The sequence below is a fragment of the Microbacterium sp. genome (assembly GCF_035556355.1).
Classification (GTDB): domain Bacteria; phylum Actinomycetota; class Actinomycetes; order Actinomycetales; family Microbacteriaceae; genus Microbacterium.
Genome location: NZ_DATMFG010000006.1, coordinates 1 through 14,313, shown reverse-complemented (window position 1 = coordinate 14,313; position 14,313 = coordinate 1). Strand labels below are relative to the sequence as shown.

Here is a 14,313-nt window from a genome sequence, read left to right as displayed (position 1 = left end):
GAACGCTTGAATGGGCGATCATAAGGGCCCAGTGCGCCCGGCTTTCGACGGCGCGTGCATTGACACTCAACGTGCGTTGAGAACGCGGCTCAGCCTTTCCCAAACGCGATCGCCCGCACCGACGCCCCATCCCCCGACAACCGCAACGGGAAGAACCCCACCTCAACCCGCCCCCGGCAGCCCTTCGAGCCCGCACACGTTCTCGACGATCGCCCCATCCCCACCGAGCACGACCTCGTGCACGGGGAACTCCTCTCCCCGGTGGCATCCGGACTCAACGTGTCAAGAGCAAGCACGCGCATTTCGCGCCCCGACAACTCCCGCGCCGCCGATGCAGACATGAACGGATGCCGCAACGCCCGCTCCGACCCGAACCACTGCGCCCTCCCAGCGTCGACGATAACGATCCGCGGCAGCGCGTCCGGCACGGCACCGCCGTCGAAACGACGACTCCTCGAGCCCATACGCCGCGCCGGCACCCGCCGAAGCAACGCGCAGCACGAGAGCCTCGCCCACGGGCTCATCGAGAGAGACATCCGCCGTAGTCCGCCGCCCATCCGGCACGGTGTCGCAGGCGCGTCGACGTGGGTGCCCGTGTGGGAGCCCATCTCGATTCGCGCGACCTCCACGCCATCCTTCGCGAGTGACAGACCCACACCGATCGACACCCCGGGATCACCGGGGTAGACCATCATGCCGTCGCGGATCGGGTGGATCAGATCACGGAGCATCCGTTCATCATGCCGTGGGGGCGGGGTTTCGGGTGGGCGCTTCGTCTCGCTTCGCTCGCTCAGCGACCGGGTGACAGTTCGACGCTGCCCGCGAACCACCCACTCGGCCCGATCCCCTCGCCCATGCGGGGCACGTACTGGTCGAAGTACACGCGCGAGACGAGTTCGCGCCGACTCGCGACGCCGGCCTTCTCGAAGATCGACTTGAGGTGGTCCTGCACCGTGTAGGGCGACAGGTGCAGCTCGGACGCGATCTCGCGCGTGTCGGCACCTCGCAGCACGCTCGCGACGACTTCGCGTTCGCGCGCCGTGAGCCCGAACGCGGCCGCCACGATGTCGATCACCTCCTGCGGACGCGCCTCCTCGATCGTCACGACGACATCCCCGGCGCGGTCGCCTGCGCCGCCAAGCGGCGAGGCGTGGAGCACGACCCACACGCCGTCGTACGTGCGGGCGCGGATGCGCGGCATCCGTTCGATCTCTCCGCGAGCGAAGCGACGCGCACCGCTCACGAGTGCCTGCACCGACGTCAGCGGATCGCCCATCCCCGGCACGGACGACATCTGCGCGAGATGCGCCTGCGCTCCCGGCGTCGACTGCACGATGCGGTCGTGCGCGTCGAAGATGATCACCGCGGGGCCGGTGTGGGTCGCGGCATCCGTTCGGCTCAGTTGAGCGAGCAGGCCGGTGCGGATGCCGCGCGTGAACGCCGGCGACAGTGACGCCAGCAGCTCGAGCTCCTCCACCCCGAACGTCGGGTCGTCGTCGCCGCGGAACAGCGAGATGTGGCCCCACGCGCCGTTGCGGTCGGTGAACACGACACGCGCCTCGTCGCGGTAGTCGAAGTGCGGCACGAGCAGCTCCGACATGCGGATGGAGCGGTCGAGCACGCCGTGCGTGACGTGCTGCACGCCGACCGCGATCTGACCGGCGGCCACCATCTCGGTGATCGACGTCGGATCGTCGCTGCCATACTCGATCTGCGACCACATCAGGTCCTGCTCGTTGCGGCCGTCGAGATCGCCGAGCTTGCGCGAGCTCGAGACCATCGTCGTCGCCGGATCGAGCGTGGAGACGCACGCGGCGACGAACGGCACGACGGTGTGAAGCGTCGCGGCGGCCTCGTCCACGAAGCTGTGCAACGGAAGACCGGCGCGCGAGATCACGTCGATGTCGCTGCGCGCGCGACCGATCGCCAGAGCCGAGGCCATGGAACACAGTGTGCTCCCCCACCGCGGGTCGCCGCCATCCCAGGAATCTGGGGGACCGGAATTCCCTCACCATCTGGGATGGACCGCACACGCCGGCGGTCGCGAGAGTTGCGGTGGTCCAGTCACGGAGAACCAGGAGAACCCATGACCATTCCCGACATCACCCTCACGACGGACGAACGCGCCGCGGAGCTCAAGCGCGCCCTCGGCGACCGGGTCCTCATCGCCGGCGACCCCGGCTATGACGAGGCCCGCGTGCCCTGGAACGTCGCCGTCGATCAGCGTCCCTTCGCCGTCGTGCGGCCCGAGACCGCCGAAGAGGTCGTCCAGGCCGTGCGCGCGGCCGCGGCATCCGGCCTTCGTGTCGCACCGCAGTCGACCGGACACGCCGCCGCAGCACTCGCCGACACCGACCTCTCCGATGTCGTGCTCGTCTCGCTCTCGGGGCTGCGCGGCGCGACGGTCGACCCCACTACGCGCACCGCGCGCGTGCTCGGCGGATCGCTCTGGAACGACGTGCTCGAAGCGGCGGCACCGCACGGCCTCACCGCCCTGCACGGCAGCGCAGGCGACGTTTCGGTGGCCGGCTACGCGCTGAGCGGCGGTCTGTCGTTCTACGGCCGCGCTCACGGGCTCGCGGTGAACACCGTGCGCTCGATGCAGATCGCCATCGCCGACGGCAGCATCGTGCGCGCGAGCGCCGACGAGAATCCCGACCTCTTCTGGGCGGTGCGCGGCGGCTCGGGCACGTTCGGGGTCGTCGTCTCGCTCGAGATCGACCTGGTGCCGTACGCCAACGTGTTCGCGGGCATGCTGCTGTGGGATGCGAGCCGCGCCGCCGACGTCGCACGCGCGTGGGCGACATGGACCGCCACCGCGCCAGAGTCCGCCACGACGACGCTTCGCGTGCTGAACTTCCCGCCGCTGCCCGACCTTCCGCCGTTCCTGTCGGGCCGGTCGGTCGTCGTGATCGACGGGGCGATCCTCGAGACGGATGCCGCGGCATCCGCCCTTCTCGAACCGCTCCGTGCCCTCGCGCCCGAGGTCGACACGTTCTCGCGCATTCCGGCGGCCGGACTGGTGGCCGTCCACATGGACCCGCCCGGGCCGACGCCCGCCGTCACGACGCACTGCGTGCTGACCGAGCTGCCCGACGACGCGGTCGACGCGTTCGTCGCGGCCGCAAGGGTTCCGGGCCTCTTCATGACGGAGCTGCGCCATCTCGGCGGGGCGCTCGGGCGGCGACCCGCGCACGCGGGAGCCGTGGGCTCGATCGACGGTGCGTACCTCGCGCACACGGTCGCGATGGTGCCGGTCGCCGAGGCGATGGTGGGGGCGGATGCCGCGGTGCGAACCGGAATCGCCGCGTTCGCGCCCTGGGCGGCCGAGAACCTCGCGCTCACATTCATCGACGGCGGTGGCGCGGATCGCGAGGCCGGGTTCGGGGTCGCCGTGGAGCGGCTTCGCGACCTCAAGCGTCGCTTCGACCCGAACGACATGTTCGCGGCGGCGCACGCGCTCTGAGCGGGCGCCGGCGACGTGCGGCAAGCGCGCGGTTCCTCGGGTGGGGCTTCAGCCTGAGGGGCCGCGCGCTTCGTCACGCTTCGACGGGCTCAGCGGCCGCAGAACCCGGTCCCTGAGCAGGCGCGGAGCGCCGTGTCGAAGGGCGGCCGAGCGGGGCGACGCTTCGACGGGCTCAGCGGCCGCAGAACCCGGTCCCTGAGCAGGCGCGAAGCGCCGTGTCGAAGGGCGGCCGAGCAGGGCAACGCTTCGACGGGCTCAGCGACCGGGGCGGCGGGTGAGCCGCAACAGCAGGACGTGCCAGTGCGTCTCCACTGAGGGCGGATCGGATGCGATCCGTTCGGCGAACCGCCTCTTGAACTCGGACACGAACGCGTCCACCCGTTCGGGCGAGCGCGCCGAGTCGAGAGCACTGAGCAGCGACGGCATGAACGCGGCTTCGTAGAACTTGACGACCGCATCCGCGAACGCACCCGCATCGCCGGACCGCTCGTACTCCTCCAGCAGCGTGTCGGGTGCGCGCAGCAGCTCGTGCTCATCCAGGGTCCACGCCTGCGCGAGAGGGCCGCCCTGCAGGGGCGCCAGGAACTCGGCCTGCGTGCGGTTCCACGTGGGGATCGTCATGCGCGCGTACTCGGCCGCGTCGAGTCGCCCGTCCGACACCATTTCCGTGAGCACCCCGTTGGCGGAGTCCATCAGCCCTTCCGCGCCGCTCGATCCGTCATCCTCAGCCGCACCCCCGACCACGACAAGCTGGCCGCCCGGCGCGAGCTCGTCCGCCCGGTGGGTGAGGAACGCGACCCAGTCGCGGCGCGCCTGCTGCTCGAGCGCCTCCCGCACGCGCCCGTGCGCTCGCGTGCTGAAGATGTGGTCGGGGATGGGCTCGGGCACGCGCGACACCCAGTGCACCGCGATCGCACTCCACGCCAGGTGCAGGTCGCACGCCGGGAACAGCCGCTCGTAGAACGAGCGGGCCTCCGCGAAGGCGAACACGTCGGGTTCGGTCGCGTACGAGCCGGGCGTCGACATGACGTTCGCCAGCAGCACGTCGAAGTCGTTCGCGAGGATGTCGGTGTGGACGACGGTCACCGGGACGCGCTCGCCGGCACGTGGTCGCACCCCGTCGACCACGGTGCGCATCGGCTGCAGGGAGTTCGTGCCGGCCGCGGCGCCCAGATCCGCGACGCGGAACGGCGAACCGGATGCGGGCAGCACGACCGCGTCCACCGCGCGACCGAGCATCGGCATGGCGTAGCTCTCCGCGGAATGCTGCACCCCGGAGTGCTGGGCGTACCCGGAGCCCATCGCCCCGGTCGCCGCGCGCTCGACGGGCGGGTCGGAGTCGGCACCGCTCATGGCGCGTCAGTGTAGTGAGCGGTGTGCGCGGGCGGAAGGTGCGGGCGGGGCGACGCTTCGACGGGCTCAGCGACCGGGTTCGGCTCGGCGACGCTTCGACAGGCTCGGCGACCGCGGGTACCATGGACCCTCGTGGGAATGGGAATGACGAAGAGCGCGCCGATGACGGCGTGCAGCTTCTACATCCGCGAGCGCGGCGCCTGACGGCGCCCTCGCTGATCTTCGCGTAAGCGCCGTCTTCCGGGAGTCCTCGCACCCCGGGCGCGCGTCCCACCTCCGCCGGTTCTCGGCTGACGCCCGCATCCGGGGTGCTCCAACCCTTCTCCTTGGAGCGCTCGATGCGAACCCACCCACGCCGTTCCGTGCACGGCGGCCGACACGAGCTCGGCCAGAACTTCCTCATCCACCGCCCGACGATCCATGCGATCGTCGACCTCGTCGCGTCCACCGACGGCACGATCCTCGAGATCGGCGCCGGCGACGGCGCCCTCACGACACCGCTCTCCCGCCTCGGGCGACCCCTCGTCGCGATCGACGTCGACGAGCACCGCGTGCGCACGCTGCGGCGTCGGTTGCCGAACGTTCGCGTGCAGCATGCCGACGCGCTGCGACATCCGCTCGATCAACCCGTCGTCGTCGGCAATGTGCCGTTCCACCTCACGACGCCGATCATGAGACGGATGCTGGCGCGCCGGTCCTGGCGCCACGCGATCCTCCTCACGCAGTGGGAGGTCGCGCGCAAGCGCGCCGGCGTCGGCGGCGGCACCATGATGAGCGCGCAGGCCGCCCCGTGGTTCGAGTTCCGACTGCACGGGCGGGTGCCGGCTCGGCACTTCCGTCCGGTGCCGAGCGTCGACGGCGGCATCATCGGCATCACGCGGCGCGGGTCACCGCTCGTCGATCCTCGGGATCGCGCCGCGTACGAGCTGTTCGTACGCGACATGTTCACGGGCAGGGGCGGCGACATCGTCTCGCTCGTGCAGCACAGTGCTCGTATGACGCGGGCGCAAGCGCGAGCGGCGGTGCGTGAGGCGCGAATCGACGGATGCCGTCTGCCGCGCGACCTGCGGCCGGAGCAGTGGGCGGCGCTGTGGCGGGCGGTTCAGCGCGTGTGACAACCGCCGGATCCTGAGCGAGCGCAGCGAGACGAAGGGCCCTTCCGTGCGCGCTTCGTCTCGCCTGCGGCTCGCTCAGCGACCGGGGCAGGCGGCATCCGAAAATTCTTCAGAGCCGATGTCGATTCCGGATGTCGCCGTTCGACGCGATAGTGAGAGGAGGCGAACGGCCTCCCATACGGAACCGAACGAAGGAACGAAACGATGAAGCACATGCTGATCATGCGGGCGACCCAGGAGGCCGTTGAGGCTTACGAGAACATGGACTTCGAGGCCGTCATCAACGCGATGGGCGCCTACAACGAGTCCATGATGAAGGCCGGCGTGCTGGTCGCGGGCGACGGCCTGGCGCCCGAGCCGGGCTACGTGGTCGACTTCTCGGGCGAGACGCCGATCGTGAGCGACGGCCCCTACGGCGAAGTGCACGAACTGTTCAACGGGTTCTGGATCATCCAGACGAGCACCGTCGAAGAAGCGCTCGAGTGGGCGAAGCGGTGCCCGCTGGGTCCCGGCAACAAGCTCGAGGTGCGGCGCGTCACCGACGAGTCCGACTTCGCCGACTTCGCCGACAACGAGTACATCCAGAAGCAGAAGGAGTGGCGGGCCGAGCTCGGCACGGCGTGATCCTCCACCCCGAGACGACGACGATGAACGACACCCGGCGTACGGTCGAGGCCGTCTGGCGCATCGAAGGGCTGCGGATCGTGGCATCCGTCGCCAAGATGACCGGCGACCTCGGCCTCGCCGAGGATGTCGCTCAAGAGGCGGTCGTCGAGGCGCTCCGCTCGTGGCCCGAGCACGGCGTCCCCAACAACCCGGGTGCGTGGCTCACGGCGGTCGCGAAGCGACGCGCGATCGACGCGTGGCGACGACGCGACGGACTCGACGAGCGATACGCGGCGATCGCGCACACGCTCGACGAGGCATCCGACGATTCGTGGGAGCCCATCGACGACGACGTGCTGCGCCTCATCTTCACGGCGTGCCACCCGGCGCTGTCGCGCGAATCGCAGGTGGCGCTCACGCTTCGGATCGTCGCGGGACTGTCGACCGAAGAGATCGCGCGGATGCTGCTGACCAGTGTCCCCACGGTGCAGGCGCGCATCACGCGGGCGAAGAAGTCGCTCGCCGCCGCACGCGTGCCGTTCGAGACGCCTGACCCGTCGGAGTGGACCTCCCGGCTCGCGGGCGTGCTCGGCGTCGTGTACCTCGTCTTCACCGAGGGCTACGCGGCGACCGCGGGCGACCGGTGGGTGCGCCCCGACCTCGCCGACGAAGCGATCCGTCTCGGACGCATGGTTGCGGGGCTGCTTCCGCGCGAGCCCGAGCCGCTCGCGCTCGTCGCGCTCATGGAGTTCCAGCGGTCGCGGTTCGCGGCGCGCGAGACGCGCTCGGGTCAGCCGGTGCTGCTCGCCGACCAAGACCGCTCGCGGTGGGACCACGGGCAGATCGCGCGCGCGATCGAACTGCTCAAGAAAGCGGATGCCCTGGCCGCCGCACGCGGAACCGGGCGCGGCCCGTACGCTCTGCAAGCCGCGATCGCGCAGTGCCACGCCGTCGCTCCCAGCGTGGACGAGACGGACTGGAACCGGATCGTGCTGCTGTACGAGGTGCTCGGACGCATCGCGCCGAGCCCCGTGGTCGAGCTCAATCGAGCGGTGGCGGTGTCGAAGGCATCCGGTGCTGCCGACGCCCTGCGCATCGTCGACGAGCTCGAAGGCTCCGGCGCGCTCCGCGGCTCGTACCTCGTGCCGAGCGTGCGCGGTGAGCTGCTCGCGCAGCTCGGACGCTACGACGAAGCGAGGTCCGAGCTGCTGACTGCCGCCGGCCTCACAGCGAACGAGGTGCAGCAGCGCGTGCTGCGCGAGAAGGCCGAAGCACTCCGCTGACCGCGCTCAGAGCGAGATGAGGTCGAGCTCGCGCAGCTCGCCGTCGTCGACGATCGCGGTCATCATCGTGTGCACCGGCTGGCGGCGGCGATCCGTGGGCGAGCCCGGGTTGAGCAGCCGCATGCCGCGCGGCGACACCGTGTGCCACGGGATGTGGCTGTGCCCGAACACGAGCACGTCCGTGTCGGGGAACGCCTCGTCCATGCGCACCTCGCGCCGCTGCGCCGCTCCCGTCTCGTGCACGACTGCGAATCGCACGCCCTCGATCGTGCGGCGCGCGACCTCGGGCAGCCGCTCGCGCAGGTCCGGGCCGTCGTTGTTCCCGTAAACCCCCAGCACCTCGCCGTGCTGCTCGAGCTCATCGAGCACGGATGCCGCGACCCAATCCCCCGCGTGGATCACGAGGTCCGCGGCATCCGCTGCCCTCAATACGGTCTCGGGGAGGCGCTTCGCGCGCCCGGGGATGTGGGTGTCGGAGATGAGCAGCAGGCGCGTCGTCATCGCTTCGCCGCGGCCGGCGTGCTCGGCTGACGGAGGATCTTCTCCATCGCCTTGCCCTTCGCGAGCTCATCGACGAGCTTGTCGAGGTAGCGGATCTTCTGCATGAGCGGGTCCTCGATCTGCTCGACGCGCACCCCGCACACGACGCCCGTGATGAGGTCGGCGTTCGGGTTGAGGTTCGCATCCGCGAAGAAGTCCTCGAAGGTCGTGCCGTCGGCGAGATGCCGCTGGACCGTCGCGTCATCGAAGCCGGTGAGCCACTCGATGACCTCGTCGACCTCGGCCTTCGTCCGACCCTTCCGCTCGGCCTTCTGGATGTACATCGGGTAGACCTTGGCGAAAGGCATCCGGAAGATCCGTTCCATGTTCCCCAGGGTACGCGGCAGGCGTACCGTGCAGACATGGACATCCGGTCGGCGCTGATCGAGCTGTGCGACGCGTTCAACGCGCACGATCTCGACCGGATCATGGCGCTCTTCGCCGACGACTGCGTGCTCGAGATGCCGCGCGGACCCGAGCCGTGGGGGTCACGCTTCGAAGGCAAGGCGGCGGTGCGCGCAGCGCTCGCGGGCCGGTTCGCCGGGCTGCCCGATGTGCACTACGGCGAGGAGGAGCACTTCGTCGACGACGACCGGCAGACGGGCATGACCACATGGCTGCTCACCGGCACGACGGTCTCGGGTGAGCGCAAAGAGGTGCGCGGATGCGACTTCTACACGGTCCGCGACGGACTCGTCGTGCGAAAGGACTCGTACTGGAAGATCGTCGAACCGCCCGCGACGGCGTAGCCTGAGCGCAGGACCCACTCGACGATGAACGGGGAGCCCGATGCGCGCTGTCGACGACAACTTGACCGACCTGGTTGCGGAGCTCATGCAGACCGCCCGCATCGCCTCGAGCGGTCGCGCGGCGCGCACCATCACCGGCGACCACGAGCACGCACTGCGTGAGACGGTCATCGCGCTGCGCGGCGGGGAGCAGCTGGGCGAGCACGAGAGCCCCGGCGAGGCGACCCTGCAGGTGCTCGTCGGCCGCGTGCGGATCGTCGCCGGCGACCGGTCGTGGGACGGGGCATCCGGTGATCACCTCGCCATTCCCCCGCAGCGCCATCGTCTCGACGCGCTGGAGGACTCCGCGGTGCTGCTCACGGTGGTGAAGCGCCCCGTGGGCGACTACCCCGCGAGCCCGTAGCCCCGCCGTGCCATGCCGGCGGGGCCCGGCACTCTCGGCCCTCTCGTCGGACCGCCTGCCATCCGCCGGAATCAGGACATCTGGCGAGGGCAGGACGTTCGTGGCCGGATCAGCCTGATTACGCCAGATGTCCTGATCCGGGCGACGAAAGCGGCGTCCGGGCGACGAAAATCGGCATCCGGGCGACGATATCGGCGTCCGCCAGGCCGAGTTATCCACAGTTGATGAATTCGTCGTTGCGGATGTCCGAACCCGCCGCCATGATGACTACGACACCGCCGACTGGGATGGCGGTGCCGCCTTCTGGGGAGGCGGGTTTCGGGAGGGCGGGTGCCGCGCGGCCGTGATGGGACGCGTGCGTGCGAGGCATCCGTCCTCCCTTTCACGAATCTACCGAGGAGCCGGCGAACAAACTCACGGCCCGCTCCCAGCTTCGCGGGACCAAAACCGCCGGGGCATCCGTTCTTCTCTATGGCGCCGCAGCCAGCGACGCCACCGAGGAGGAAACGTGAGTCCCCACGACTATCGCAAGACCCCCGAGGCGCTGAGCCGCCTCACCGACGCGCAGTACGCCGTCACGCAGGAGGACGGCACGGAGCCGCCGTTCCGCAACGAGTACTGGAACAACCACGAGCCCGGCATCTACGTCGACGTCGTGTCGGGGCAGCCGCTGTTCTCGTCGACCGACAAGTACGACAGCGGCACCGGTTGGCCGAGCTTCACCAAGCCGATCGAGCCCGACGCCGTCACGACGCGGACCGACAGCTCGCTGTGGATGACGCGCACCGAGGTGCGGTCGTCCGGAGCCGACAGCCACCTGGGCCACGTCTTCGACGACGGCCCTCGCGACGCCGGAGGCCTGAGATACTGCATGAACTCGGCCGCGCTGCGCTTCGTGCCCGCCGCCGAGCTCGAGAGCCAGGGCTACGGCGAGTACCGACACCTCTTCGAGACCACCAACGAGCAGGAGACAGCATCATGACCAGCGGACCCATGGACACCGGCGAGATCACCCGCGTCCCCGGCATGGAGACCGCCGTCCTCGCGGGCGGCTGCTTCTGGGGCGTCGAGGACCTCATCCGCCGCCAGCCCGGCGTGATCGACACGCGCGTGGGCTACACCGGCGGCCAGAACGCGCACGCGACGTACTACAACCACCCCGGCCACGCCGAGGCGGTCGAGATCGTGTTCGACCCGACGAAGACGACGTACCGCGACATCCTCGCGTTCTTCTTCCAGATCCACGACCCGACAACCCTGAACCGCCAGGGCAACGACGTCGGCACGAGCTACCGCTCCGCGATCTTCCCGCTGGACGCCGAGCAGGAGCGCATCGCCCGCGAGACGATCGCCGACGTCGACGCGTCCGGCCTGTGGCCCGGCAAGGCCGTGACCACGATCGAGCCCGCCGGCCCGTTCTGGGAGGCCGAGCCCGAGCACCAGGACTACCTGGTGCGCATCCCCAACGGGTACACGTGCCACTTCCCGCGGCCGAACTGGGTGCTTCCCAAGCGGTCGGAGACCAGCGCATCGGCATAACCCCTCTTCGCGAACGCCGGGCGGATGCCGCGCCCCTCTGCGGGTCGCGGCATCCGCGTTTCTCCGGGATCGAGCCGGCGCTAACGCAGGCCGCGGGCCGCTGTCAACGGTGAGGCGCCCGGCGGAGCGGCGCCGCTAACGTGGCGATCGCGAGCCGAGGAGACGCCGTGACCCACCCCGCAGCCCCGCGAACCGGCGCGTCGACCGTGTCGGTGGTCATCCCCGTGAAGGACGACGACCGTGCGCTGCGCCGGTGCCTCGACATGCTCGCGAAGCAGACGCGGACTGCCGACGAGATCATCGTCGTCGACAACGGATCGTCGGATGCCTCGGCCCTGGTCGCCCGAGACGCCGGCGCCCGCGTGGTGCGGTGCGAACGGCCGGGCATCCCCGCCGCGAGCGCGACCGGATACGACGCGGCATCCGGTGACGTGATCCTGCGACTCGACGCGGACTGCGTGCCGGCGTCGACGTGGGTCGACACGATGACGGATGCGTTCGACCGCCGCCCCGACGTCGACGCGTTCACCGGACACGCGCGGTTCGTCGACGGGCCTCGCGTGCTTCGGACGGTGCTCGCGGCGATGTACCTCGGGTTCTTCGGCCTGGTGATGGTCCCGACACTCGGCCACGCGCCGCTGTTCGGCTCGAACCTCGCCATGCGCGCGTCGACGTGGCGAGCGGTTCGCGATGCGGTGCACCAGGACGACCCCGAGGTGCACGACGACATCGACCTCGCCTTCCACATGGGCGACGTCGGGCGCATCCGGTATCTGCCGCGCGCCGGGATGGGGATCTCGATGCGCCCTTTCGGCGACGCACGCTCGTTCGCGCGCCGGATCGCGATGGGGTTCCGGACGGTGATCGTGCACTGGCCGCGGGACTTTCCGCCGAAGCGGTGGGCGCGGCGGATGCGGGCGGCGCGGCGGATGCGGGCGGCCCGCCGCATCCGCACCGTAGGCGCGGAGCGCGCTTCGTCTCAGGGCGTTGGGTTCGCTCAGCGCTCGGGGTGACTCAGCGCCGCTTGCGGGCCGGGAGCACGATCGCGCGCCCGAGCCGGAACAGCAGCACTCCCGCGAGCACCCACGGCCCGACCACGAGGATCGGGTCGAGCCACGTGTGCTTCATGTCGATGCGACCGGGCTGAAGCCGCGATGAGATCGGCCGCCGACCGCGCTCCCCCAACACGCCGGACTGCGTGATCGGGTCATCCGGTGTCTTGCTGAACAGCGACTTCACGTGCGCACCCGCAGAATCGACGCGGTCGCCGACGACGAGCAGCAGCCAGTGGGCCGCCTGCCCCTCGCTGTAGCGGTCGTAGGCGTACTTGCGGATGCGCCCGCTGAGACCGTGCAGCGGCTGAGCCGTGCCGAACACCGGCGTCAGGCGCTCGTGCTCGACCGACCTCTCGCGCTCACCTCCGCGTGTCGGCTGCTGCTCGGGAATCTCCCAATGCGCGCCCGTCGCGATCCCGGGCTGCTCGCGCGGGAACGCGGGACGGTCGGCGGGGTCGAGATCGGCGCCCCACCCGGGGATGCGGGCGCGCAGCTCCTCGGGGTCTGGCTGGTTTCCGGGCTTCCAAGAGGTGTAGGGCATGTCGTCCTCCTTCGCTGGCGTCACGCGACGGTGATGACGGGCTTGACGATGTCGTCGAGCTTCGACGAGAAGATGTGGTAGCCCTCGGCGATCTCGTCGAGGGGGAAGCGGTAGGTGATGAGCTCGCTCGGCTTCACGTACCCGGCGCGGATGTGCTCGAACAGTCGCGGCCACTGGCGCTTCACGGGCGCCTGGTTCATCCGGAGTGTGACGCCCTTGTTCAGGGCATCGCCGAACTTCACGGCGCTGAACAGCGGTCCGTACGCACCGATGACCGAGATGACGCCGCCTTTTCGCACCGCGTCGATCGCCCAGTTGAGCGCGACCGGCGACCCGCCCTGCATCTTGAGCTTCGCGGATGTCACGTGCTGGAGCACGTGCCCGTCCGCCTCCGCGCCGACGGCCTCGACCACGACATCCGCCCCGAGTCCGCCCGTCGCCTTCTTCAGCTCCAGCACGATGTCGGACACCTGGCCGAAGTTGATCGTCTCGGCGAACGCGAACTCCTCAGCCTTCCGCAGGCGGTAGTCGAGGTGGTCGACCACGATGACGCGCCCCGCGCCCATGAGCCAGCACGAGCGGGCGGCCGCGAGCCCCACAGGACCCGCGCCGAACACCACCGCGGTGTCGCCCTGCTCGATGTCGGCGAGCTGCGCGCCGAAGTAACCGGTCGAGAACGCATCCGTCAGCATGAGGGCGTCCTCGTCGGGGATGTCGTCGGGGATCACCGCCGGTCCGACATCCGCGAACGGCACCCGCACGTACTCGGCCTGACCGCCGTCGTAGCCGCCGGCGGTGTGCGAATAGCCGTAGATGCCGCCCACGGCCGTCGCGTTCGCGTTGACGTTGTGGCAGTTCGAGAACAGTCCGCGTGCGCAGAAGAAGCACGAGCCGCAGAAGATGTTGAACGGCACCATCACGCGGTCGCCCACCTTCACGTTCTGCACCGTCGGGCCGACCTCTTCGACCGTCCCGATGAACTCATGTCCGAACGTGTGCCCGATCCGGGTGTCGGGCATCATGCCGTGGTACAGGTGCAGGTCCGAACCGCAGATCGCCGCGAGCTCGACCCGCACGATCGCGTCGTTCGGATGCGCGATCACCGGTTCGGGCTTGCTCTCGACGCGGAGCTTGTACGGTCCGCGGTACGTCATCGCCTTCATGGCGCCTCCTCGGGGTTCTGTTCCACCCCAACGCAGGCGGCCGGAAACCGAGAGGGGGTTGCGTCGGGCCGCTCTCTTTGCCAGGGGCGGGGTTGCGGATGCTGCGCGAGGCGCGCAACGGCGAGCCGGAGCACCGCCACGGAGCACCGCTTCGCTTCGCTGCGCTCGCTCAGCGACCGGCGTGGTGTCGCCGCCGCATCGGTCGGTTCACCTCCCGAAACGAGGGGATCTCGCGGAGCGAGGAGAACTCAACCCCGCGCGCCCTCGTCCGGCGTGATGCCCTCGTTTCGCGGGGCCGGACAGCCGCGGGGCCGGACAGCCGCGGGGCGGGACAGCCGCGGGGCGGGACAGCCGCGAGGCGCGCTAGCTGTTCTTCCCCGTGAGGTTGTGAACGCGTTCTGCGGGTGTTGAGCCGCCGAGGCCGGTGTGGGGTCGGTGGTGATTGTAGTGATGGAGCCAGTCGGCGTAGGTGGCTTCGCGTTGGGATTCAGATTCATAGG

At 70.0% G+C, this 14,313-nt stretch carries 17 protein-coding genes; 9 read left to right on the top strand and 8 right to left on the bottom strand.

The features are described from left to right. Nucleotides 1-89: 89 nt before the first annotated feature. On the bottom strand, nucleotides 90-731 hold the full coding sequence (locus VNR19_RS17275; RefSeq protein ID WP_414684105.1) for a cyclase family protein: 642 nt from the start codon (nucleotides 729-731) through the stop codon (nucleotides 90-92). A 59-nt stretch (nucleotides 732-790) separates the two neighbouring features. Beyond that, nucleotides 791-1,942, bottom strand: coding sequence for a helix-turn-helix transcriptional regulator (locus VNR19_RS00805; RefSeq protein ID WP_325722937.1), 1,152 nt, complete (start codon nucleotides 1,940-1,942; stop codon nucleotides 791-793). Between the two features lie 144 nt (nucleotides 1,943-2,086). Here VNR19_RS00805 and VNR19_RS00800 point away from each other — a divergent pair, with 144 nt between their 5' ends. Next, the gene (locus VNR19_RS00800; protein ID WP_325722936.1) at nucleotides 2,087-3,466 is read left to right on the top strand and encodes an FAD-binding oxidoreductase; all 1,380 of its coding nucleotides are present in this window, start codon (nucleotides 2,087-2,089) and stop codon (nucleotides 3,464-3,466) included. A 255-nt stretch (nucleotides 3,467-3,721) separates the two neighbouring features. Here the strand turns inward: VNR19_RS00800 and VNR19_RS00795 are convergent, their stop codons facing one another. Beyond that, nucleotides 3,722-4,819 carry a class I SAM-dependent methyltransferase gene (locus tag VNR19_RS00795; protein WP_325722934.1) on the bottom strand — a complete coding sequence of 366 codons (1,098 nt, stop codon included), beginning with the start codon at nucleotides 4,817-4,819 and terminating at the stop codon, nucleotides 3,722-3,724. 338 nt (nucleotides 4,820-5,157) lie between these two features. Here VNR19_RS00795 and erm point away from each other — a divergent pair, with 338 nt between their 5' ends. From erm to VNR19_RS00780, 3 genes are all read left to right on the top strand, one after another. Further along, nucleotides 5,158-5,934 carry a 23S ribosomal RNA methyltransferase Erm gene (gene erm, locus VNR19_RS00790; protein WP_325722932.1) on the top strand — a complete coding sequence of 259 codons (777 nt, stop codon included), beginning with the start codon at nucleotides 5,158-5,160 and terminating at the stop codon, nucleotides 5,932-5,934. A gap of 204 nt (nucleotides 5,935-6,138) precedes the next feature. Next, on the top strand, nucleotides 6,139-6,558 hold the full coding sequence (locus tag VNR19_RS00785) for a YciI family protein (RefSeq protein WP_325722930.1): 420 nt from the start codon (nucleotides 6,139-6,141) through the stop codon (nucleotides 6,556-6,558). A 23-nt stretch (nucleotides 6,559-6,581) separates the two neighbouring features. Further along, a complete protein-coding gene (locus tag VNR19_RS00780; RefSeq protein WP_325723017.1) occupies nucleotides 6,582-7,823 on the top strand; it encodes an RNA polymerase sigma factor in 1,242 nt (413 codons plus the stop codon). 6 nt (nucleotides 7,824-7,829) lie between these two features. On the opposite strand, the gene VNR19_RS00775 is transcribed toward VNR19_RS00780, so the two are convergent. Continuing rightward, nucleotides 7,830-8,324 (bottom strand): metallophosphoesterase family protein, encoded by a 495-nt coding sequence (locus VNR19_RS00775; RefSeq protein WP_325722928.1) that lies wholly within the window; start codon nucleotides 8,322-8,324, stop codon nucleotides 7,830-7,832. Next, entirely contained in the window at nucleotides 8,321-8,689 is a 369-nt protein-coding gene (locus VNR19_RS00770) for a DUF2200 domain-containing protein (protein WP_325722926.1), read from the bottom strand. Before VNR19_RS00770 ends, VNR19_RS00775 begins: the two co-directional genes overlap by 4 nt. A 36-nt stretch (nucleotides 8,690-8,725) precedes the next feature. Between VNR19_RS00770 and VNR19_RS00765 the strand changes: the two genes are divergently transcribed. The 5 genes from VNR19_RS00765 (at nucleotide 8,726) to VNR19_RS00745 (ending at nucleotide 12,067) form a co-directional block, all read left to right on the top strand. Beyond that, the gene (locus tag VNR19_RS00765) at nucleotides 8,726-9,112 is read left to right on the top strand and encodes a nuclear transport factor 2 family protein (RefSeq protein ID WP_325722924.1); all 387 of its coding nucleotides are present in this window, start codon (nucleotides 8,726-8,728) and stop codon (nucleotides 9,110-9,112) included. A 40-nt stretch (nucleotides 9,113-9,152) separates the two neighbouring features. Then, the gene (locus VNR19_RS00760) at nucleotides 9,153-9,515 is read left to right on the top strand and encodes a cupin domain-containing protein (protein ID WP_325722922.1); all 363 of its coding nucleotides are present in this window, start codon (nucleotides 9,153-9,155) and stop codon (nucleotides 9,513-9,515) included. 508 nt (nucleotides 9,516-10,023) lie between these two features. After that, a complete protein-coding gene (msrB, locus tag VNR19_RS00755) occupies nucleotides 10,024-10,497 on the top strand; it encodes a peptide-methionine (R)-S-oxide reductase MsrB (RefSeq protein WP_325722920.1) in 474 nt (157 codons plus the stop codon). Then, nucleotides 10,494-11,054 carry a peptide-methionine (S)-S-oxide reductase MsrA gene (gene msrA, locus VNR19_RS00750; RefSeq protein ID WP_325722918.1) on the top strand — a complete coding sequence of 187 codons (561 nt, stop codon included), beginning with the start codon at nucleotides 10,494-10,496 and terminating at the stop codon, nucleotides 11,052-11,054. The genes msrB and msrA overlap by 4 nt, the downstream gene beginning before the upstream one ends. A gap of 167 nt (nucleotides 11,055-11,221) precedes the next feature. After that, nucleotides 11,222-12,067 carry a glycosyltransferase family A protein gene (locus VNR19_RS00745; RefSeq protein WP_325722916.1) on the top strand — a complete coding sequence of 282 codons (846 nt, stop codon included), beginning with the start codon at nucleotides 11,222-11,224 and terminating at the stop codon, nucleotides 12,065-12,067. A 1-nt stretch (nucleotide 12,068) separates the two neighbouring features. Here the strand turns inward: VNR19_RS00745 and VNR19_RS00740 are convergent, their stop codons facing one another. The 3 genes from VNR19_RS00740 to VNR19_RS00730 all read right to left on the bottom strand — a co-directional run. Beyond that, a complete protein-coding gene (locus VNR19_RS00740; protein WP_325722914.1) occupies nucleotides 12,069-12,650 on the bottom strand; it encodes a hypothetical protein in 582 nt (193 codons plus the stop codon). A 20-nt stretch (nucleotides 12,651-12,670) separates the two neighbouring features. Beyond that, complete coding sequence (locus VNR19_RS00735) at nucleotides 12,671-13,813, bottom strand: zinc-dependent alcohol dehydrogenase (RefSeq protein ID WP_325722912.1); 1,143 nt, start codon at nucleotides 13,811-13,813, stop codon at nucleotides 12,671-12,673. 363 nt (nucleotides 13,814-14,176) lie between these two features. After that, nucleotides 14,177-14,313: integrase core domain-containing protein (locus tag VNR19_RS00730; protein ID WP_325723015.1), on the bottom strand; the 137-nt coding region annotated here is incomplete at its 5' end.